Origin of the sequence: Bacillus sp. FSL E2-8887 (genome assembly GCF_038007205.1) — a bacterium.
Lineage (GTDB): Bacteria > Bacillota > Bacilli > Bacillales > Bacillaceae_G > Bacillus_A > Bacillus_A mycoides.
On sequence record NZ_JBBOWS010000001.1, the window covers coordinates 3,360,999 to 3,380,087 of the forward strand.

A 19,089-nucleotide genomic window follows, 5' to 3' on the forward strand; every position below is an offset into this window, starting at 1 on the left:
ATTATTTAACTACTTCATTTATTAAATCTATTAATTGATGAATTCCCTCCTCATTTGTTTTCTTAAATCCATTCATGTTTTGAATATATCTCTCCTTATTTACATACAACTTATTTACCACATCTGTAAATGTACTGGTGCTTATTCTATCTTGAAGTAATACTTCCGCATATCCTTGCCTAGAAAAATAGTCAGCATTTAAAACTTGATCCCCTCTACTGGAACCATTAGTTAACGGAATAAGCAACATCGGTTTCTTCAAAAATAACAATTCAGAAATAGCAGTAGAACCAGCCCTGGAAACTACAACACTTGCCATATTCAGTATATGTGGCAACTCTTCCCCTATATATTCAAATTGCATATAACCTTCCATTCCGATAGAAGGATCCACCTTCCCTTTACCACACATATGAACAATATTAAAACTTAATAATAATGTATCTAAACTTTTCCTTACCATATCATTTATCCACTTAGCACCTTGACTCCCACCCATTATTAACAATACCGGTTTATCTTGCTGAAATTCACAATACCTTCTTCCTCGTAATACGTTACCTCTCTCAATTTCTTCCCTTACAATTGGTCCTACATAAACCTTTTTCTCATTACTTACATTCTTCCCTGTATGAGGGAATGTTGTGCATAGTTTTGTAACAAAAGGTAATGCTATTTTATTTGCAAGTCCTAACGTGCTATCTGGTTCACGTATTACGATAGGTACACTATTTAACCATGCCCCTATTACTACAGGAACTGAAACAAATCCTCCTGCCGAAAAGATAACGTCAGGCTTTATTTTCTTAATTAATTTATAACTTTGTAAGCAGCCTTTTATAATTTTAAAAGGATCTTTAAAGTTCTCCCAATCCCAATATCTCCGGAGCTTCCCCGTTGAAATACTATTGTACTTAACATTTTGAACTAATACTTTTTCAATTCCATTTTGAGATCCAATATACTCAACTCCCCATCCTTTTTCCATAAATTTAGGAATCAATACCATATTAATCATTACGTGTCCGGCTGTACCGCCCCCAGTAAAGAGAATCTTTTTATTCATAACTTATATCCACCTTTATCATTTAAAGTCTAGCTTTATAGTAATCTTTCAAATGTACATTAACTTACTATGATTTATATAAATCTTTAACTCCAGACCTATGTCTTGCAAAAGATCTTTGATGAGTTCATAAAAATCATTTCCATACTCACTACATTCATACTGAGTAAAGACTTGGATTACAGGCCTAGTTCCTGTATATATTGTTTTGGGTTTTCGATTAACCTTTTCCACATATGCTCGACATGTATTTATCGCCTCATAGATGCGCAAAACATGTTCTTCTTCATCTTTCCAATCCAGCATATCAACAATCGAAAGCGATAGCATATTTTGATTATTTATAGTCTCATAACAATTCATATATTTCTTACATCCTTTTATATTTTTCATTAAATGCAGATGTCACTACACTTCGCATACTCAAGTACATCTTTTAATGATTGCTGAAATGGGATTTCTGGAACCCAACCTAACTTTTTTATATCCTCTAATACTAAACTTTCATTTGAGCCGCTCTCACTATTCTCTGTTTCTTTTATAGTAAAATTCAACTGTGTTAATCCTTTATATTGTTCCAATACATCTAATAAAGAGCGTTTTACTCCTGATCCAATATTATATTGTTTTCCATTTATACCATCACGTAATAACACATGATACGCTTTAACTGCATCACGTACATCTAGAAAGTCTCTACTATCTTTCAAACTGTTTACTTCAATAATCGCCTTACTTCTACCCGATTCTATATCTATCATTTTTTTTGCGAGAATTGAACAAACACCATTCGATACTCCTGGACCAATTAAATTTGAGGGCTTTGCAATGATAATATTTGAATCCATTAATCCGCCCCAAGCCTCCGCAATAATGACTTGCATAGTTTTACTTAAACTATATGGATTTGAAACTTTTATGTTTTTCATACTATCTGCTTGCAATGCAGATCCTATAACTAATGTTTTACAATGCGAGGCTTCCTGCTTAATGGCTTCTAATAAATATAAAGTCCCTATTACGTTAATCTCTATATATTCCAGAGAAGCTGTCCAAGACTCATTAACTGAGTTTCTTCCTGCTAAATGCAATACATAGTCTGGTTTTATTTGTTTAATTACCTTCATTACTTCACTCTTATTTGTTAAATCACAAGTAATACCATTTTCGATTTTTTCTCTATGTGAACGATTTTGAAACATAGGAATTACATGAAAGCCCTGCTCTAAAAAATATTGGCAAGCATGACGTCCTGTGAAGCCATTTGCACCAGTTATTAAAAGGCTCGCATTTCTTTTCATCGTAAAAACCCTCCTTTTTCTAACATTTGTTTCACCTCATGTTTTGTAAGTAAGTCTTGTTGAGAACTAAAACTCTTCACATCCACAAGCGGATAACTAGCATAATATTCTTGAAGTCCTTCTATAGGAATAGTCGGTAGTACCACAAAATAATTTTGATCAAAACTAATACTTGTTTTACTCTCTACCTCAGATAAAAGCATTTCACTTAATTTTTCACCAGGTCTTATCCCTACCTCTTTTATCTTCACGTTTTCTTTTTTTGAATCTTCAATCAATATTCTTGCTAAATCCGTTATTTTACATGCTGGCATTTTCATAACAAAGATTTCTCCTCCTCTTCCTTCAGATGCTGCTTTAAATAACAATCCAACAGCATCTTCAATGGTTAAGAAAAATCTAGTCATATTTGCATCGGTAATCCCTACTTTTGAAGATTGCTTAATTTGCTTTTTAAAAAGCGGTACCACACTTCCACTCGTTCCTAAAACATTTCCGCCACGAACACAAATGAATTTTGTTTTCTTCGTTTGCACATTCGCATGAACCATTAATTTTTCACCAATTGCTTTTGTCATCCCATACGTATTTGATGGATCGGCCGCTTTATCAGTTGAAACATATATAACTTTCTCAACTTGATTCTGGATAGATGCTTCAATTACATTTTGCGTACCATGTATATTTGTTTTTATAGCTTCATAAGGATAATATTCACATACTGGAACATGCTTTAAAGCTGCAAGATGAAATACATAATGTACACCTTGCCAAGCATATACTAGTTGCTCTTTATCACGAATATCTCCAATAATAAATTTCAATCTCTCTTCATTTATAAACTGTTGCTGCATTTCAAACTGAACCGTTTCATTCCTTGAAAAAACTCTAATTTCTTTCGGTGATTTTTCTAATAGTTGTTTTATAAGTTCATGTCCCCACGAACCTGTACCACCAGTAATTAAAATTATTTTATTAAGCATTCCTTTTCCTCCTACCATACATTTCAATTCAAATTGTATTTATTAAGGTTATTGAATTATTTTCAATTGATTCAAATCATAATCGTCGTTTGTTACATTTAATTGACAAAATAAAAAAACAGAAACTATTTTTTAATAGTTTCTGTTTTTCATTTCACTTCTTAGCAATTAGATTTTCTTTATACTGTTTGAATGATAACTATATTACTGGTTTAAAAAACACCGCTCATTTATTTCTTATACTCGTAATAAAATAAAGTGAAACTTTAATTAGTGGGGATTTTGTCCATCCCCCACTGATTATTAGTTGAATCAATCGGGCTTTTACGAGCAGCCCCACCCTCACCTAACTTCTTTGCTTTAGCCGACTTTTGAGATGGGAGTCTTACTGCTCGTTAATAGCGGGATAAATGGAATGATTCATAACCAATACCACATTTAAACTCATAGAAAAGGGAGGTAATGAAATGTACCAAAGCAATTCAAACAATACGTCTAAAGAATTCTCAAAAGCACTCCCTCTCTCCCTATTCGACGTAAAAAACGAGTTACAACAAAAAAGCGATCTCATCTCTTCTGTTACCATATATAAATTAACGAAAGAAGAGCAACTTATCATCGATAAAATTAAAGCTCAGACAAAAGAACTAAATAAAAATAACGTCACAAGAACACGTGCATACTACCAATTTTACATTCAATATCCAGAAATACATTGGGCACTACTTGGGCATATCGTATCACGTAACGGTGGCTGGAATATGACAGATTTAAAGGGAGATTTATATACGAGGCTTTTATCCGAGAAAGATCAAATTACATTTTTCTCTTTTTTAGAAAGAGGAAATTGGCTCATTTTCCAAGATGTATATCCTCAATTTTTACTATATGAGCAAAGTGTAAAAAAATCAAAAAAGCTATTTCACCTTCTCACTCACTTAAATGTTTCTACATTTATGGAAACAATGTGGAACTATTTTTGGAAAACAGGTAACAAAAAAACATTAGCGATCGCAACTATTGTTAATGAACAAAACTACTTAGAAAAAAGAGTTATTCAAAATGCACACTTTAAAAAGACTGTATTAAATAGTATTGGATTTAAACTCTTTGATTTTTTTCAGTTTAATCATATCCTTTTCCCATTTTACGAAAATGATAAAAAGCAAAAAGTATTACTATTTGGTGATACAATGAAACATTTCACTTCTTTGCATGAACGAATTTCACTTGGAAAACGGTTGTATTCATTGTTATTTCGGGATACACATATTTTATCTCAAATAATAAACTGGGTCCATCACCATCCACATACAGGCTCAAGAAAAGATTACTGGCCTCATTTATTTTCTAGTGTAAATGAATCTTTTTCGCGTGAGTTTTATAAACGCCGAATAAAGAAATGCCAGTTACGTAGTGACGCGTATCGTATATACAGCCCTGCACTCATCTATGCATGGCGGGATATGAAACATGAAGAAGTTGAAAATGAAGATTGGTTTAACGATTGGCAAGTTGTAAATTATTTAGTTGATAAGGAGGAAAATATAAATGGACAAATTACAGAAGACTACTGCAAAACACTCGAAAAAATTGAACTCGCAATTCTCGCAAAGAAAAATGTCCTCCTTCGAGAAGAAGAATGATTTTTTAGCATTATTAGTTACAGTCTTACTTTCTTCTATTATTGGAACTTGCTTAGATGCTTTCTTTGTGCATACACAAATATATTCCTTTCCAGTTAGACCTTTCTCATCTATATTTTCAGTTAACATAGGCTTTACGTTGTTTGTGCTACCAATTTTAACAATCATTTTCATACAAATTTCAAAAACATTATCTGCAGTTTCTAGAACTCTATTTATTATTTTAATAGGGCTTTGTGCTAGTATTTTTGAACAAGTTGCTGAGAGGTTAGGTTTATTTGTACATAACGGGAATTGGCATCATGCTTATTCTTTATTTGGATATATCATTTTCTTTTCTCTTATTTGGAAATTATATACTTGGATGCAAAAATAAAGAGACCGTTATAATAACGGTCTCTCCTTAAGCGTAATCTTCAGTTACTGCTACTGAACGACTTTGAAGGCTTTTTGATCGCAAACGATATGCAACTACTTTCTTCTTATATTGCTTTACTACATCAACGTGTTCCTCGTAGCTATATATAGAAAATCTAATCTCTCTTTTTCCTTTCTTCGTCTCCATGACTATCGGTGTACCATTCCCCTGCGGCGGAAAATAATGTTTATCTAAAAATAAAGCCTCGTTAAATTCATGAATAACTTGAAGTTTCATTTCTCCTTCTATACTTTCCCCATCTACCGTTACAGTAGTATTTTCCTCATCAAGTTTTTGGTGTAACTCAAATCTACTAATAATTGATTCTACAACAGAAGTTGGCATACTAGAAACTAGTACTTTAAGAGCACCAAAAATAAATAATGTAACTATAAACCATGTTGTCATTTTAATCATCTCCATTACGCTCTAAAATGAGTAGTGTTATACTCCTTATTACGATTCATTAATTTTCAAAATAAAAATTTCACTCCATAAGGTACTAATATACTAATAAGTATCCCTGTTACAATCATCGTTACCGAACCGATAGTTGCCTCTTTCTCTCCTTCTTTCACTAGACGGCTCACACCAATAATATGTGATGCGCAGCCCATACCCACTCCTTTTCCAATCGTACTTGTTATACGGAAAAACTTAAGTACTGTCGGTCCGATAATAGCACCTGTTATTCCTGCAACAACTACAAAACTAGAAGTCATAGATGGAATGCCACCAATTTGATCCGCTAATGAAATGGCAATAGGCATTGTCGCTAATTGTGGTAAAGTTGTTAATATAAGTTCCTTATCTATATTTAAAATTCCACCAATCACTATATTCATACTCGTTAAAGCGACTATACCTATCACTACGCCGATTAGTATTGCTAAAAAGTTTTTCATAAGTATCTTTCGCTCTTTAAATAGAGGTATGGCTAACGCTACAATTGCAGGACTCAAAAAACCTGAAAGAATGTCTCCCCCATTTTCCTTATACTCATGATGAGAAATACCAAATATCAAAAATAAGCAAATCATAATTGCTGTAACTGTTAATACCGGTAACGTAAATGGAAACGTAAATTTTTTATATAACTTTGTCGCCAATAAATAAATTACTACAGTAATAATAATTAAGACCATTTGAATCGTGCACCTTGTCGATTTTATTTTTTTGATGTTACTAATAATTGACTTACATACCCTGAAACAATCAATGTTACTACCGTACTTGCAATTACTAAAAGGAATATAACACTCCCCTTACTTAAAAGAAAAGATCCATATTCCATTAATCCTGTTGTCGAAGGAATTAGAAATAACGGTAAAAATACTATTAACTTTTCTGCCCCTACCTCAAACCACTTTAATGGAAAAATACGAGTAGAAAGGAGTAGAAACAATATTAACATCCCTATTAAACTTCCTGGCATCGACAGATGGAATACTCCTTGAATCCACGTACCAGCTAAGCTAAACACATATAGCACGCCTACTTGAAGTAAAAGCGTCACGTACTTCATTTCTTTCCCTCATTTCCATATTACGCTTCGCTATTATGAAATCTCATTTAATGTTTCCGCAAACCTTGTAACTCCAAGCTGAATTTGTTCTACATTCGCTCTGCCAAAAGTAAATCGGATATATTCACTTTTCGAACCTAGGACGCTTCCTGGGACAAATGCTACACCATTTTGTATAGATTCACCTAGTAAATGATATTCATCAAACGTTCCTTGCACTTTGCACCATAAATGTATTCCGCCCTCAGGAACAAAAAATTCAATCTGATCCCCTAATATTTCTTCAAGCTTTCTAATTAACTCATCTCTTCTTTGTTTCAGTTGTCCACGGAGCATCGTAATATGCGTATGAAAATCCTCAGATTCTAAAAATTGGTTCGCTACCCACTGTGTAAATACACTATGACCGAAATCAACTTGCTGCTTCGCATCTGCCAATCTCTCAATTACGCGCGTGGGGCCAATTACCCAACCAATACGTAATCCTGATGCAACAATTTTTGATAATGAGCTCACATAAAGAACATTCCCATTTTGATCCATCGATTTCAATGTTGGATTCACTTCTCCATTAAAAGAAGTCAAACTATACGGATCATCTTCTACAATCGGTATACCAAATTCAGAAGATAGTTCTAAAACCTTTTTACGTCTTGCCAATGAAAGTACCGTTCCAGTTGGATTTTGATAATCCGGATTTAAAAACACCATACGAATGCGATGCTTTTTGTGCAAATCGATTAAGTCATCTGGATTCATACCATGCTGATCAACTGGTAAACGGAATATTTTTAAACCTGCTGATTTAAACATCGGAAGTGAATAACAATAGGAGGGATCCTCAATTGCAATCGCATCTCCAGGCTTTAACAAACATTGAACGATAAGATTAAGTGCTTGCTGAGCTCCAGATGTAATAAGAATAGAGCTTGAATCTGCTTCTATTTGTTTATATTGCTCGACATGTGCCGCAATGGTTTTTCGCAACATTTCATTTCCAAGCGGATGGTCATAACCGAGATTTCCCATAAATGTTTTCTCCGACAAAATTGTTCGAAATCTATCACTCGGAATTAAATCTGATGACAATTCACCACTCGCTAAATTGATTAAATCATCTTTTTGTGTTTCCGTTCGAATTTGTTGAACAAGTGGTACATTAGGTAAGAACGATCCATCCTCAACGTACCTACCCCAGTTCGGTATTCGTTTATGTGACACACCCCATATATCTGTATTCACCCGAGTGCCGCTTCCTTTTTTCCGTTCTACTACCCCAAGTGATTTCAATTCCTCATAAGCAGCTACGACCGTACTCCGGTTCACTTGTAAATTCTGTGCTAACATACGCTCGGAAGGTAATTTTCTATCAGAAGGGAATTCACCGGTAGAAATGCCTCTTTCAATGTAATCAGCAATTTGTTTATAAACTGGTATCTTATCTTCACGATTCGGTTGCCATTCCATTTAGTTCCCTCCTCTCCAAGCTGGTGTCCTGAACTCATTAATAACAGTATTCACTGCAAAAATGGTATTAATCAAGCGCATGATTTAAAAATGCCTCTACCGTCACATTAAAGCTAGTAGGCTGTTCTAAATAAGGCAAGTGCCCACTATTTTTCAACTCAACGAAAGTCACGTTTCTCAGGTGTTTTTCAAATTCTCTCACATACTTTTCCGGAACAAAATAATCATTCTCTCCTCGTATTATTAATGCAGGACATGCAATGTTAGAGATGTATGGTCTTTGATCGTAATCAACTAATTCAGCGAATAGCCTTTGAATATGCGTCGGATGAATCGTTTGTAGGGATTGATGAAATCCTCGGACAATTGCATCATTATCTTCTACTCCCATTGCTCTCAATAACGTATCAGCCCAAGTTTTCCCTTTATCCTGCAAGCTAAGTAAATCATATACTTCAAGTCGTTCTTTACGATCTGCCGGTTCTAAATAGGGAAATGCATTTACAACAATTAAGCTAGAAACAAAACGTGGATATTGAATAGCAAAATCGATACCCACTCTAGCTCCTTTTGAAAGACCACAAATTGTTACTGATTTTAACTTTAAATGATTACATAACTCATATAAAACATTTGAATATTCTTTAAAACTAATTTCCATCCCTTCGGATTTCCCATGCCCAGGTAAATCGAGTGAGATTACGGTCCATGTCTTCTTGAAGTATTTTCTTTGATATAACCAATTATTCGAATTTCCTCCAAGACCGTGTAAAAACAATATGACAGGACCCGATCCTTCTATATTGTAAAAAATCTTTCGATTCTTATATTCAAAATACATATTCATCACCTTCAGATGTAGCATCACATATTTTTATCTTTGAATGAATATATCCAAAACGGTTCTCTTTCTAACCACTCAACTGTGCCTGAAATACCGTCTTCATACTCCCTTTCCAGCTCATCCACTTTAGTTGTAAATTGTGATGCATGTGCTCGTAATGCTTCCAATTTTTTCGGAACATATTTTTTCACTTCATTTTTAAAATCTGGAGGTCCTATTTCGTCTTCATGATTTTTCGAAAAAGCTACAGCATAAAAGGCTGGTCGTTTACTTTCCGAAATATTAGCTAAGGCCTCTACTACTGCTTCCCCAGTTGCATCGTGATCCGGATGAACTGCATACCCAGGATAGAAAGAAATAACTACAGAAGGATCCAATTCTTCAATACAGTTTTGAATCAAGCTTCTTAATTTTCCAGGCTCTTCAAATTCAAGAGTTTTATCACGATATCCCATCATACGTAAATCTTCAATCCCTAAAATATTTGTAGCTCGCTTTAACTCTTTCTCTCTAATTGTATATAAAGATTCACGAGTTGCAAAAGGTGGATTCCCCATCGCTCTCCCCATTTCACCAAGTGTTAAGCAAACATAAGTAAGAGGGACTTTCTGCTCAGTATAAGCCAAAATTGTTCCAGCCACGCAATACGACTCATCATCCGGATGCGGGAAAACAACTAAAACGTGGCGCTCATTTTTCATCAATATATTAACTCCTTCATCATATACAAACTTTATAAAATAACGACCGCATACCAAGTAACTCCTACAAGAAGCACTAAAAGAAGAATGACATAGATAGCGGATAAGTTTTTCACATTCCTCTTTGTAGACTTACCGTAATTCTCCTCTACATTTCGTGCGACTAGTACGGTCCCAAACAGTGATACAACTACAATAATAACAACTAGTGAAATCGCAAAACTCATTGTCTTCCACCTCTCTAAGGCCAGTCTATTTTAATAGCATGAATAAAATACTACCTTTCTTCTCTTATCATAATAGAAGTTTGTAAAAAACGGACCAACCACTTTTGTGTTTTTTTGCTCATCCACTTTAAAAATAAAAAGCAACTGCTCACTTAGGACCAGTTGCTTTTTTACAAGGCTACTTATATTCATTTTCAATTAAAATTAATTCGATTTAAAAGTTTGGTCTTTTCATAATGAAACATTGATTGAGATAGCTCGAAAATTGTTCCATTTACAAGATAAACTGTATTTTCAATAAGAAGCGCTGGATCACCTACATTTAGTTCTAAAAGCTTTGCATTTTCTTTATTTATTTTTTCACAACTAATAACTTTATCGGCAAAGCCAATATTTAATCGTAAATCCTCAATGAAATAACTGTATACAGAACTTAATGCTATTTCTTCATTCAAATAAGGAATGATATCTTTTTTGAAATAACTTACTTCAATAGAGAATGGTTTACCGTCTACAATTCTTAAACGCTTCAAAAAATATAGTCTAGTTCCAATCTCACATTGCATCCGTTCTACTATCTCTTCATTTGCCTCTATTACTTCAATCTCTAGCACTTTCGTTTCAATATTTTGTGAAACGAGATTTTTCGTTAATCCACGTAAACTTCCTAAATTAATGTAATCTGTTACAGAAGTTTCACGTAAAAACATACCACTACCTTGCACTTGAAAAATATAACCTCTATTCACAAGTTGACTAATTACTTTACGTATCGTATTACGGCTTACTTCAAATCGATTCATCAACGCTTCTTCTGTAGGTAATTTTTTCGTTTCATTAAAAAGCCCATCTCGAATGTTTTGCTCTAACACATCTGCAATTTGTTTATACTTTGCACTCATACACTTTCTCCTAAAATACTCTTTTATCTGTTATAACTCTTCTCCTCTCGTTTCGATCACATGTTTATACCAATGAAACGAAAGTTTCTTCTTACGTTTTAAGTTATCATTATGATCGACAAAAATAAAGCCATATTGCTTTTTATATCCATTTAACCAACTTAACAAATCAATAACTGACCATGCATAATAACCTTTTAAATTAATTCCCTCTTGAATTGCACACTTCATTACTTTTAAATGCTCTTCAATAAATTTAATTCGCGGAACATCTACAATTTCTCCGTCAATGATTGGATCTTCATCACCAAGTCCATTTTCCGTTACATACATCTTTATGTCACCGTAACGCGCTTTCAACATATGCAATCCATCTAAGAAACCTTCGGGAGATATTTCCCAACCCCATTTGGTATATGTTTTATCATCCATTTTTACTGTTCGATAAAAACCATCAAAAGAAGGATTACCTGGAGCAAGTGTTGAGTTTTCTCGAGAATGCTCCTCGCTCTTTATATCCATATCATATCTTTCTACTCGTATTGGCTGATAATAATTCAAGCCGATAAAATCATTTTTTTCGGCATTTTGTTTAATGATTTCTAATTCTTCAACCGTCCAATTAGGAGTCCACCCATTTTCCTTTAATTGTTGTACAACATAAGACGGATACTCACCTTTTAAAACTGGATCGTAGTACCAATACGTTTCATATTCATTCGCATGATTTGCTGCTAGTATATTTTCTTTTTGATCATCCACACTATAAGCAGGTAAGAAAACATGTGTAATCCCTATCTCCCCATACTGTTTCAGCTGCTTGTACACCGCAACTATTTTCGCATGCGCATAAAATACATAATGAGTCGCTTGAAAATACTTTGGAACATCATTTTGTATTCCTGGTGGATGTGCACCTTTTAAATAGCCTAATCCACAAAACATCACTGTTTCATTAAAAGTAATCCAATGTTTCACTCTATCACCAAATGCCTTAAAGCAAATTTCTGCATACTTTACAAAAGCCTCTGCTGTTCGTTTATTCGTCCACCCACCATCTTTTTCTAACGGTAATGGTAGATCCCAATGATATAAAGTGGCAAACGGTACAATCCCGTACTTTAAACATTCATCAATTAAATTATTATAAAATTCAATTCCTTTTTCATTTACCTCTCCATCTCCAGTCGGCAATATTCTCGCCCAAGAAATCGAAAAACGATACGATTCCAATCCCATCTCAGCCATTAAACGAACATCTTCCTTATATCGATGATAATGATCAACCGCTACATCACCATTTGTTCCATCGTATGTTTTGCCAGGAATTTTTGAAAACTCATCCCAATTCGTAATACCTTTTCCATCCTCATTCCATGCACCTTCTACTTGATAAGAAGCTGAAGCAGCTCCGAATAAAAAATCATGTGGAAACTTCATAATATATACCTCCGTTTCATTACAACAAATCAAATTCATTACTACATATAAAATTTATAGGTACAAATTTTATATGTAGTAATTTTAGCTTAAGTTTCGATTTTTTTCTATCATGAACATACGATATGTAAAACTATATTTGATGTTAATTTTTAGAAAACAAAAAAGAAGCGACGTATTTCATCGCTTCTTACTATGACAATCTTTACTCTTTTACAAGTGACTTATTCGCTCTTATAACTTCTTGATAAAGTATTGGGGACCATTTTTCATTTATATAATCTTGAATTACCCAGCCCACTCTCGTAGGATTCTTTTGCTTCATATAGCTTGCAATTTCAGGATTTATGTAGGACGCATAATAATATGGACTATTCCATGCTGTACCACCAGAAGACAAGCTTGTAAAATTAATATATAGATGATTACACTCTTCACTGTTGTTAATCGTTTCATTTATAGTATCTTTAATAGATGTTACTTTCTCATCATAACTCACTTTATATTTATCTTGTACTGTTACATTTACATTTTGATTTACAGTTGTCGTAAACGTGTCATTATCTGCCCAATAAAAATTATTATATCCTCCAGATTCATTACTACCACTGTATCTTTTGAGTAGCACAATTTTCCCTCGAGCATCTCCAAGTCTTATATTCCCTTCTGTTTTTAAAAAGATAGGATCAAGAAAATAATTTTTTTCAAATGTACTACTAAATGAATCTTCTGCCCCTTTCATATCCTCATACTCTTTTTTTAAAGACATAATAATCGTTTCACTTGGATTATCTTTTAAAAATTGTTTCGCTTCATTTATAAATTCATGCAATGTTACATAAAGATATAATGGCCCATGATGAAGAACTATCGTATTATCATCTGTTAAACGCCCTCTAATATCAAAAATTCTAGCTCCGTGATCCATTTGGTAACGAAAATTATATTCTTGCGTCATTCCCCATACTTGCTTTATCGGATTTTGCAACTTGAACGTTCCACTATCATGTGTTCCTGGAATTGAAATTCGTGCTAACGGTACGTTATCGGGTATAGGTTGCATCCATTTTGACCAGTTTTCAAGCCCATTACCAGCGCTAGCAGCAACTGCTTGCTTATCATTGAAAGCAAATACAAATGTGCTAAGTATAGTACTACATATGAATAATTTCAAAATAAACTTCTTATTGCTCATTTTTATTCCTCTCTCTTTCTGTTTTATATCACACTTATTGAATATAACATAAGCTACTTAATAAATAACATTTCATAAATATGGAATATTGCATATAAGTAAAATTTAAAAACATCCACATATTCTCATCTCAATGCATTAAAAAAATTTAATATCCCTTTTCACTAGATAAATTATAGTAATCAACAACTCGAACTTCAATGGGCTTTCATATGCAATATTTCATATTTGGGTCCTACATGATATAAATAAAAAACTTATAATGATTATTTATTCCATACGTGCTAATATACTTATATTAAAATGTAAATACATACCTTATATACTCTGAACTACATTACTCAACAGTTAAAACTTAATTTTTTATTGGGAGGATTTACAATGAAATTATTAAAAATAAAACATATAATTCCTTTATCTGCGGCAGCAATTACATTCGTATGTAATCAAGGTGTAGCTGAGGCTTCCACCATTCATACAGTAAAAAAGAATGATACACTTTGGGGTATCAGTAAACAATATGGAGTTTCAATACAATCTATTAAACAAGCAAATAATAAAGGAAAAGATCAAACTTTTATTGGTGAACAGTTACATATTCCAGGATCCATGAAATCAAATGAGGTCACTGTTCATCAAAACGACAAACCTAAGAACATCTCTGGACAAATTATTTATCAAGTACAGCCGGGAGATTCATTAGAAATTATAGCAAAGCGTTACAATGTTACCGTTCAATCTATAAAACAAATTAACAATACAGTCGGAAACAAGCTTTATACAGGACAACATTTAAAAATCAATTCAAGTATTTCAGAAAAAGAAAAAGACTTAATGGCACGCTTAGTTACTGCTGAGGCAGGTGGCGAATCATATAAAGGAAAAGTAGCGGTGGCGAAAGTTATCTTGAATCGTGTAAATGCAAATGGTTTTCCAAATACAATAACAGGTGTTATTTATGAACCTATTAAACGCGGATATGCATTTACTCCTGTTACCGATGGTAGAATTAATCAGCCTGCAAGCGCAGAAGCAAAAATGGCAGTAGAAGAGGCTATCTCTACAAATGGAATACATTCTGATTGGCTTTATTTTTACAATCCAAAAACTTCAACAAACAAATGGATTACGACACGTCAAACAGTAGCGGTAATCGGTAACCACGTCTTCGCTAAATAAAACTATAATTCTCTTCAAATTTATGCACTTAACAACTATTTCAAATGATTAGCAGACCTCTTCACTTAAAAGGTCTGTTTTTTATATGTAAGATTTTATTAATCATATGACATAGTGATCATTTAAAACTATTTCTTCTTTCAAATAAAAACATTTGTATTTACTCCACCACTCGGAGAAATTAAAAAAGCATCAAGTTCAAAAACTCCCTCTTTATTAATAAAAGCTATTTCTTAACTTCATAAAAGTGTTATACACTAAGAAAATAAAAAACAAACTATTCGTTAGCAGGTGAAAGAATATGTATGATGTTACAATTATCGGAGCTGGAGTAAGTAGCATCTTTATGGCTTATTCATTAGCCCAAAGTAACAAAAAGATTTTAATTCTTGATAAAGGTAAAGCGCTAAAAGATCGCCATTGTCCTTTAGACCAAGGAAAAGTGTGTAATTGTACTACATGTGATAAATATTTCGGATTTGGTGGTTTAGGAAAATCCGAAGGGAAATTTAATTATACAAATGGATTTGGTGGGGAACTTGAGCAAAAAGTAGGTAAAAAAGCTTTTATACAACTCATGGCTGAAGTAGATGAAATTCTATGTCAGTTTGGTGGAAGTTCCGTTTCAAAATATTCTACAGAAAATCTAAATCTCACTAAGAGAGCTGAAGCGTGTGGTTTACAAATGCTCACAACAGAAGTAAGGCATCTTGGCACTACACTTTCAAGTAACATTTTTCAGCAGCTCTACGAATTTTTACTTACGAAAATAAATATCCGATTTCATATAGATGTAGAGCATATCATAAGGCAGAAAGATCATTTTAGAATAGCTACAAATCAAGGGATAGTTCAATCTAAGCAACTCGTATTTGCAACAGGACGTTCCGGGGCTGATTGGTTAAAAGAAATGTGCTCTTCCCTTGAAATTGCACAGGAACAAACCCGTATAGATTTAGGTATTAGGGTAGAGATGAAAGAACATCAATTACGTTCTATATTAAAAGATACATTTGAGACGAAACTTTCTTATCAGCATGAACATTTCACGGCTACTACTTACTGTATGAATCCAAAAGGACGCATTATTCGAAAGTACGAAGAAGGTTTAGTTATGCCTGACGGTCAAAATTTTCGAGAGCAAGGAACTGGCACTTCTAACTTAAATTTCACTTTATTTATCCCACTCTATTTTCCAACTCTCAAAGAAGCCAATGTATACGCAAGTTCAATTATTAAAAGCATTAACCAAGGACGAGATCGGATTGTTATACAGCGTTTAGAGGACTTAATAAAGAAACAACCTACAGCGGAGAACAACATGAAACATAATCGTATACAGCCTACACTACATGGAGATTATGGAGATTTGAATGAAGAAATTCCTCAATTATATATTGAAGGACTCAAAAAATTTTTATTACGTTTAGAACAATTTATCCAAGAACCTATCGATAAAGATACTTTATTATATGGAATTGATGGAAAGTTCTATGCTCCTACAATAAAAATCAATAACCACTTTGAAACAAGTATGAATGGGCTATTTTTAATTGGAGATTGTTCAGGCGTCACTCACTCATTATCTCAAGCAGCTGCAAGTGGTCTGTATGTTGGAAAATATTTATCAGGTATTTAAACTTTTTAATTAAGATGCCAGTCAAATGTTTTAAGTTTCACCAACACTTTATTTATCTAATAATAGCTTTAACGAAATTATTATCCCTCCCCCGCTGATGATTAAGCCACAAAGAATCAGGATTTTACGGGATATATTGAAAACACATGAAAAACTACATTCTATATAGAATGTAGTTTTCTACTAATTAATATAACCGTTTTCTTCAAGTTGACTTTTCTGAAAATTTAAACTGATTGAATGTCAATAGTTTAAAAATCATCTATTCATTTTCACTTTCATTTGTTCGATATTTTGTAACATCGCCGTAGTGTTTAATATGTTAGGATGTCTATAAGTATTTTTTACTACGACTATGATTTTTTCTGCTCTGTTTCAAAAAAAATTAGATGTATGTTACTTCGCTTTAAAATTCTCCATTGTATGTATATGAATACTTCAAATTATTACCTTTAGAAAAATATAATCTAAATGGTTCACCACACTCTAATAGTTATAAAAACATAATATATAACCTTAGTTAAATAAACTCTATAAAGAAGGTGTAAAAATGAAGAATAAAATAAATTTACAAATGCAAAATATAAGCTTTGTTTTAATAATTGCTTTAGCAGTATGGTTAAAAACATATCTTATTACGCGATTCAGTTTTGATTTGAAAATTGAGTCTTCCACACAAGAACTTATTTTGTTTATTAGCCCTCTAGCTGCATCATTAGCATTTGTTGGATTAGCATTATTTGCAACCGGTGAAAAGAGAAATTATATAGCGCTATGTATTAATTTCTTATTAACTATAGTTCTCGTTGGAAATGTAATGTTCTATGATTTTTATAGCGATTTTGTTACGTTACCAGTACTTGGACAAACATCTAACTTTACACAGTTAGGCGGCAGTATTAAAGAAATATTAAACTACAAAATTATACTCGCATTCGTAGACATTATTTTCTTCTTTATTTTGTTAAAGAAGAAATCGATAGTCTTTAAAACAGGACGTGTAACTCATTCTGCACGCTTGTTATATTTTCTCTTAACGATTGCTGTATTTTTTGCGAATCTACATCTTGCAGAAAAAGAGCGCCCTGAATTATTAACGAGATCCTTCGACCGAGTAATGCTTGTTAAAAATTTAGGACTATATACTCATCAAGTATATGATTTAACACTACAAGTAAAAGCTGGATCCCAAAAGGCACTCGCAGATAGTAGTAAATTACAAGAAACTGAAAACTACGTAAAGGCAAACCATAGCGAGCCGAATCCTAACATGTTTGGTGCAGCTAAAGGAAAAAACGTAATTGTCGTTACTCTTGAATCCTTGCAAACCTTTTTAATAGGTGCATCCGTCAATGGTCAAGAAGTTACGCCATTCTTGAATGAATTCATAAATGAAAGCTATTACTTTGATAACTTTTTCCACCAAACTGGTCAAGGAAAAACATCAGATTCTGAATTTCTAATAGATACATCGTTGTATCCATTAAATCGAGGAGCTGTATTTTTCACGCACGGTAACAACGATTATACTGCGACTCCAGAAATTTTACGTCAGCAAGGCTATTTCACTTCTGTATTCCATGCGAATAACGCAACATTTTGGAATCGTAATATTATGTACTCCGCTCTTGGTTATGATCGTTACTATAATGAACTTGATTACAAAATTACGCCAGAAACAAATTTAAATTGGGGATTAAAAGATATCGAATACTTTGATCAATCAGTAGATATATTAAAAACTGTTGATCAACCATTTTACGCTCGTTTCCTTACTTTAACAAACCATTATCCATTTACGTATGATGAAGATACAAAATTCATTGAACCATACAACTCTGGTAATGGCGTATTTGATCGTTACATCGTAACAGCACGTTACTTAGACGAATCAATTAAAAAATTTATTGAGCGTTTAAAAGCCGAGGGAATGTATGATGATTCTATTATTGTGTTATACGGTGATCATTACGGCATTTCTGAAAAACATAATCGCGCAATGGCACAGTTTTTAGAAAAAGATCAAATAACAGAATTTGATACTTTAAATTTACAACGCACACCTTTATATATTCATATCCCTGGCCAAACAGAAGGTCAAACTATCTCAAAGCCTACGGGACAAATCGATATGAAACCTACTATTCTAAATTTATTAGGGATTGATACTACTAACGATATCCGTTTTGGCCATGATATGTTTTCAGATGAATATACCGGTTTTGTTGTTTTACGTGATGGTAGCTTTATTACAGACAAGTATGCATATACAAATCATACTTTTTATAATCGAGAAACAGGTGAGGTTGTAGATTTACCAAAAAAAGAAGCTCAAGAAATGATTAACCGTGCACAAAATGAATTACGAATGTCTGACAAAATTATTGAAGGCGATTTATTACGTTTCTCAGAAAGTAATAAAATTAAAACTGGAGAAGTAAAAACTAAAATTAAAGAAACTGAAAAGTAATCTATATAAAGAAAGGGAGCAACTCATTACGGTTGCTCCCTTTTCCCCTCTTATAACACATGATGCAATTTCATATAAAAAACTTG

19 protein-coding genes are annotated in these 19,089 nt (G+C 33.1%); 5 read left to right on the forward strand and 14 right to left on the reverse strand.

The features are described 5' to 3' along the window. Window position 1 precedes the first annotated feature (1 nt). Genes NSQ08_RS17050 through NSQ08_RS17065 form a run of 4 tightly spaced genes read right to left on the reverse strand, consistent with a single transcriptional unit; the run spans window position 2 to window position 3,350 of the window. Window positions 2-1,066 carry an undecaprenyldiphospho-muramoylpentapeptide beta-N-acetylglucosaminyltransferase gene (locus tag NSQ08_RS17050; RefSeq protein WP_340777207.1) on the reverse strand — a complete coding sequence of 355 codons (1,065 nt, stop codon included), beginning with the start codon at window positions 1,064-1,066 and terminating at the stop codon, window positions 2-4. 48 nt (window positions 1,067-1,114) lie between these two features. Next, complete coding sequence (locus NSQ08_RS17055) at window positions 1,115-1,459, reverse strand: DUF6572 domain-containing protein (protein WP_340777210.1); 345 nt, start codon at window positions 1,457-1,459, stop codon at window positions 1,115-1,117. Beyond that, window positions 1,459-2,367: an NAD-dependent epimerase/dehydratase family protein gene (locus tag NSQ08_RS17060; protein ID WP_002128673.1), complete on the reverse strand. Its 909-nt coding sequence runs from the start codon at window positions 2,365-2,367 to the stop codon at window positions 1,459-1,461. Before NSQ08_RS17060 ends, NSQ08_RS17055 begins: the two co-directional genes overlap by 1 nt. Continuing rightward, window positions 2,364-3,350, reverse strand: coding sequence for a UDP-N-acetylglucosamine 4,6-dehydratase family protein (locus NSQ08_RS17065; RefSeq protein WP_340777214.1), 987 nt, complete (start codon window positions 3,348-3,350; stop codon window positions 2,364-2,366). Before NSQ08_RS17065 ends, NSQ08_RS17060 begins: the two co-directional genes overlap by 4 nt. Before the next feature lie 467 nt (window positions 3,351-3,817). On the opposite strand from NSQ08_RS17065, the gene NSQ08_RS17070 reads away from it, so the two are divergent. Both NSQ08_RS17070 and NSQ08_RS17075 read left to right on the forward strand, forming a co-directional pair. Beyond that, window positions 3,818-4,996 carry a DUF2515 domain-containing protein gene (locus tag NSQ08_RS17070; RefSeq protein WP_340777217.1) on the forward strand — a complete coding sequence of 393 codons (1,179 nt, stop codon included), beginning with the start codon at window positions 3,818-3,820 and terminating at the stop codon, window positions 4,994-4,996. Next, entirely contained in the window at window positions 4,971-5,372 is a 402-nt protein-coding gene (locus NSQ08_RS17075; protein WP_044442960.1) for a CBO0543 family protein, read from the forward strand. The genes NSQ08_RS17070 and NSQ08_RS17075 overlap by 26 nt, the downstream gene beginning before the upstream one ends. 27 nt (window positions 5,373-5,399) lie before the next feature. Here NSQ08_RS17075 and NSQ08_RS17080 read toward each other — a convergent pair whose 3' ends face one another. From NSQ08_RS17080 to NSQ08_RS17125, 10 genes are all read right to left on the reverse strand, one after another. Then, complete coding sequence (locus NSQ08_RS17080) at window positions 5,400-5,822, reverse strand: YfmQ family protein (RefSeq protein ID WP_002088014.1); 423 nt, start codon at window positions 5,820-5,822, stop codon at window positions 5,400-5,402. A 65-nt stretch (window positions 5,823-5,887) separates the two neighbouring features. Then, window positions 5,888-6,559 carry an LrgB family protein gene (locus NSQ08_RS17085; protein ID WP_016100781.1) on the reverse strand — a complete coding sequence of 224 codons (672 nt, stop codon included), beginning with the start codon at window positions 6,557-6,559 and terminating at the stop codon, window positions 5,888-5,890. 23 nt (window positions 6,560-6,582) lie between these two features. Further along, entirely contained in the window at window positions 6,583-6,939 is a 357-nt protein-coding gene (locus NSQ08_RS17090; protein WP_002190466.1) for a CidA/LrgA family holin-like protein, read from the reverse strand. Window positions 6,940-6,972: 33 nt separating this feature from the next. Beyond that, window positions 6,973-8,406, reverse strand: coding sequence for a MocR-like pyridoxine biosynthesis transcription factor PdxR (gene pdxR, locus NSQ08_RS17095; protein WP_002088019.1), 1,434 nt, complete (start codon window positions 8,404-8,406; stop codon window positions 6,973-6,975). Window positions 8,407-8,473: 67 nt separating this feature from the next. Continuing rightward, the gene (locus NSQ08_RS17100; RefSeq protein WP_340777225.1) at window positions 8,474-9,271 is read right to left on the reverse strand and encodes an alpha/beta fold hydrolase; all 798 of its coding nucleotides are present in this window, start codon (window positions 9,269-9,271) and stop codon (window positions 8,474-8,476) included. Further along, the gene (gene bshB2 / locus NSQ08_RS17105) at window positions 9,271-9,951 is read right to left on the reverse strand and encodes a bacillithiol biosynthesis deacetylase BshB2 (protein ID WP_002033712.1); all 681 of its coding nucleotides are present in this window, start codon (window positions 9,949-9,951) and stop codon (window positions 9,271-9,273) included. The genes NSQ08_RS17100 and bshB2 overlap by 1 nt, the downstream gene beginning before the upstream one ends. Before the next feature lie 32 nt (window positions 9,952-9,983). Further along, window positions 9,984-10,178, reverse strand: a complete 195-nt coding sequence (locus tag NSQ08_RS17110; RefSeq protein WP_002033711.1) for a hypothetical protein — start codon at window positions 10,176-10,178, stop codon at window positions 9,984-9,986. Window positions 10,179-10,372: 194 nt separating this feature from the next. Beyond that, entirely contained in the window at window positions 10,373-11,080 is a 708-nt protein-coding gene (locus tag NSQ08_RS17115) for a GntR family transcriptional regulator (RefSeq protein WP_113769736.1), read from the reverse strand. A gap of 30 nt (window positions 11,081-11,110) precedes the next feature. Continuing rightward, window positions 11,111-12,520: a glycoside hydrolase family 1 protein gene (locus tag NSQ08_RS17120; protein WP_340777234.1), complete on the reverse strand. Its 1,410-nt coding sequence runs from the start codon at window positions 12,518-12,520 to the stop codon at window positions 11,111-11,113. Window positions 12,521-12,725: 205 nt separating this feature from the next. Beyond that, window positions 12,726-13,715, reverse strand: coding sequence for a phosphatidylinositol-specific phospholipase C (locus NSQ08_RS17125; RefSeq protein ID WP_113769738.1), 990 nt, complete (start codon window positions 13,713-13,715; stop codon window positions 12,726-12,728). 381 nt (window positions 13,716-14,096) lie between these two features. On the opposite strand from NSQ08_RS17125, the gene NSQ08_RS17130 reads away from it, so the two are divergent. The 3 genes from NSQ08_RS17130 (at window position 14,097) to NSQ08_RS17140 (ending at window position 19,003) form a co-directional block, all read left to right on the forward strand. Next, a complete protein-coding gene (locus NSQ08_RS17130; protein WP_002088026.1) occupies window positions 14,097-14,894 on the forward strand; it encodes a cell wall hydrolase in 798 nt (265 codons plus the stop codon). Window positions 14,895-15,195: 301 nt separating this feature from the next. Continuing rightward, on the forward strand, window positions 15,196-16,533 hold the full coding sequence (locus tag NSQ08_RS17135) for an NAD(P)/FAD-dependent oxidoreductase (RefSeq protein WP_215590104.1): 1,338 nt from the start codon (window positions 15,196-15,198) through the stop codon (window positions 16,531-16,533). 550 nt (window positions 16,534-17,083) lie between these two features. Then, window positions 17,084-19,003 (forward strand): LTA synthase family protein, encoded by a 1,920-nt coding sequence (locus tag NSQ08_RS17140; protein WP_113710417.1) that lies wholly within the window; start codon window positions 17,084-17,086, stop codon window positions 19,001-19,003. Window positions 19,004-19,089: the final 86 nt, after the last annotated feature.

What these genes read in the sequence shown, in the direction of transcription:
- NSQ08_RS17050 (WP_340777207.1), bottom strand. Translation starts at nt 1,066, where the DNA reads ATGAATAAAAAGATTCTCTTTACTGGGGGCGGTACAGCCGGACACGTA.
- NSQ08_RS17055 (WP_340777210.1), bottom strand. Translation starts at nt 1,459, where the DNA reads ATGAAAAATATAAAAGGATGTAAGAAATATATGAATTGTTATGAGACT.
- NSQ08_RS17060 (WP_002128673.1), bottom strand. Translation starts at nt 2,367, where the DNA reads ATGAAAAGAAATGCGAGCCTTTTAATAACTGGTGCAAATGGCTTCACA.
- NSQ08_RS17065 (WP_340777214.1), bottom strand. Translation starts at nt 3,350, where the DNA reads ATGCTTAATAAAATAATTTTAATTACTGGTGGTACAGGTTCGTGGGGA.
- NSQ08_RS17070 (WP_340777217.1), top strand. Translation starts at nt 3,818, where the DNA reads ATGTACCAAAGCAATTCAAACAATACGTCTAAAGAATTCTCAAAAGCA.
- NSQ08_RS17075 (WP_044442960.1), top strand. Translation starts at nt 4,971, where the DNA reads ATGTCCTCCTTCGAGAAGAAGAATGATTTTTTAGCATTATTAGTTACA.
- NSQ08_RS17080 (WP_002088014.1), bottom strand. Translation starts at nt 5,822, where the DNA reads ATGACAACATGGTTTATAGTTACATTATTTATTTTTGGTGCTCTTAAA.
- NSQ08_RS17085 (WP_016100781.1), bottom strand. Translation starts at nt 6,559, where the DNA reads ATGGTCTTAATTATTATTACTGTAGTAATTTATTTATTGGCGACAAAG.
- NSQ08_RS17090 (WP_002190466.1), bottom strand. Translation starts at nt 6,939, where the DNA reads ATGAAGTACGTGACGCTTTTACTTCAAGTAGGCGTGCTATATGTGTTT.
- pdxR (WP_002088019.1), bottom strand. Translation starts at nt 8,406, where the DNA reads ATGGAATGGCAACCGAATCGTGAAGATAAGATACCAGTTTATAAACAA.
- NSQ08_RS17100 (WP_340777225.1), bottom strand. Translation starts at nt 9,271, where the DNA reads ATGCTACATCTGAAGGTGATGAATATGTATTTTGAATATAAGAATCGA.
- bshB2 (WP_002033712.1), bottom strand. Translation starts at nt 9,951, where the DNA reads ATGAAAAATGAGCGCCACGTTTTAGTTGTTTTCCCGCATCCGGATGAT.
- NSQ08_RS17110 (WP_002033711.1), bottom strand. Translation starts at nt 10,178, where the DNA reads ATGAGTTTTGCGATTTCACTAGTTGTTATTATTGTAGTTGTATCACTG.
- NSQ08_RS17115 (WP_113769736.1), bottom strand. Translation starts at nt 11,080, where the DNA reads ATGAGTGCAAAGTATAAACAAATTGCAGATGTGTTAGAGCAAAACATT.
- NSQ08_RS17120 (WP_340777234.1), bottom strand. Translation starts at nt 12,520, where the DNA reads ATGAAGTTTCCACATGATTTTTTATTCGGAGCTGCTTCAGCTTCTTAT.
- NSQ08_RS17125 (WP_113769738.1), bottom strand. Translation starts at nt 13,715, where the DNA reads ATGAGCAATAAGAAGTTTATTTTGAAATTATTCATATGTAGTACTATA.
- NSQ08_RS17130 (WP_002088026.1), top strand. Translation starts at nt 14,097, where the DNA reads ATGAAATTATTAAAAATAAAACATATAATTCCTTTATCTGCGGCAGCA.
- NSQ08_RS17135 (WP_215590104.1), top strand. Translation starts at nt 15,196, where the DNA reads ATGTATGATGTTACAATTATCGGAGCTGGAGTAAGTAGCATCTTTATG.
- NSQ08_RS17140 (WP_113710417.1), top strand. Translation starts at nt 17,084, where the DNA reads ATGAAGAATAAAATAAATTTACAAATGCAAAATATAAGCTTTGTTTTA.